This is a genomic window from Streptomyces sp. CHD11, from assembly GCF_018638295.1.
Lineage (GTDB): Bacteria > Actinomycetota > Actinomycetes > Streptomycetales > Streptomycetaceae > Streptomyces.
Genome location: NZ_JABTTS010000071.1, coordinates 1 through 1826, shown reverse-complemented (window position 1 = coordinate 1826; position 1826 = coordinate 1). Strand labels below are relative to the sequence as shown.

The following is a 1826-nucleotide window of genomic DNA, read 5'->3' as shown; positions in this document are numbered from 1 at the left end:
TTAGCCTCGCGCTTTCAGTGCGACGTGAAGTCGCTGTCATGCAGTGGTAGTTGCAAGGAGAGGAGTCGACTACTCCGGCCTGTGACCGATGGCCGGTCCCCAGCCTCGGGTGCGTCTGCGGTGACGCGGGGGTGCTGAGCCGAGGTGGTCAAGCTCAAGGGCACGATGGGCCATCATCACGCCACAAGCAAAGGGGAAGTCCGAGCGGGCGAGCGAAAGCGAACCCTTGTCCTTACGAGCCGACATGAGGAACACCGCGTCCATGGTAAAGCAGTCGGCGGTGGGAACTCCTTGCATTGAGAAGTGCGACACGACGCGAGCTGTATTGAAAGAGGCTCAAGGGAACCTCTGGTTTCCAGCGTAGGTCACCGTGGGAGTCGGTTCAGAGAGGGCGCCCTGTCCGGACGCAACTGTTGGCAGTGGAACACGGGAACCCCGTACGGGTCCGGATGGTCAGCCGGTAAGCCGGAGGCAACGAAGGCAGAAATCCGGTGCGGGAACAGGATGTCCCAAGAAGCGAATGCCGCTCGGGCGAAAGCCCAGAGGAAAGCTCGGGCCCTGGGGATTCTCCCCCTCCGGGTATAACTCTGCGGACACCAGCTTTGTAGCTGGGCTCGAAAGAGCGCTGACGTGGGACAGGTAGGCCATGTAGAGCAAAGGGCAAAAGCTTGCACCGAGGCGCAAGTTAGACAGGAGGAGGGGCGGCAATGTCTTTGGTGTCGCAGTGCGCCCTCCCGATGAACGGACCCGAGGGCGACGCGGAATTTTGGGCCGGTATCGATTGGCGCTCAGAAGAAGCATCCGTAAAGCGGCTGCGCCAGAGGATCTACAGGGCCGCACGGAACGGTGACATGAAGCGGGTGCGCAACCTGCAAAAGCTCATGCTGCGATCCAGGGCGAACGCCTTGACGAGTGTTCGCCGGGTGGCACAGCAGAGCACCGGAAAGAAGACGGCGGGTATCGATGGGGTCGTTGCGCTGACCCCGAAAGACCGGGGTACTCTGGCGAGAAAGACTCTCACTCAACCGGACATCCCGGCAAAGCCCGTCAAGCGTGTGTACATCCCGAAGGCGAATGGGAAGACCCGGCCGTTGGGCATTCCTGTCATACGCGACCGCGCAAACCAGGCGAGGGTGAAGAATGCTCTAGAGCCGGAATGGGAAGCTCGGTTCGACGGTCGAACCTACGGGTTCCGGCCGGGACGCGGATGCGCTGACGCGATCGGGGTTATCTTCCAGATAGCCTGCCAGAAGACCGCAAAACGGCTGTGGGTTCTCGACGCGGACCTGTCGGCGGCCTTCGACCGCATCAGCCACAGTCACCTCATGGACTCCATCGGCCTGTTTCCGGGCCGGCGGCAGATCAAGGGATGGTTGCGCGCTGGGGTCATGGAGCAGGGCACCTACGCACACACGATCGAAGGCACGCCGCAAGGCGGAGTCATCAGTCCTCTGCTGCTCAATGTGGCCCTGCACGGGATGGGGGGCGCGATTAACGCAAATGTTCCCGCCAGAGGAACAAGGCATGTTCCCCCCGCTCTTGTTCTGTACGCCGATGACTTCGTGGTGCTGTGTACCTCGGAGTCGGAGGCACGTGATCTGCAAACGAAATTGGCTGCCTGGCTCCAGTCGAGAGGACTTTCCTTCAACGAGGAGAAGACGCGTGTCGTCCATCTCGCTGATGGATTTGACTTCCTTGGATTCAACGTCAGGCGCTACGACCGGAAGCTGATCATCAAGCCGAGCAAGGACGCAGTACAACGGGTCAAGAAGAAGATGAAGGCCATCATCCGACAGCACCGGGGCGCACCCGCCGAACGCCTGGCT

General features: G+C 61.1%; 1 protein-coding gene. It reads left to right on the top strand.

Going from position 1 to position 1826, the window contains the following annotated elements:
- Positions 1-707 precede the first annotated feature (707 nt).
- On the top strand, positions 708-1826 hold a 1119-nt coding region (locus HTV45_RS33165), incomplete at its 3' end, for a reverse transcriptase domain-containing protein (RefSeq protein WP_215209603.1).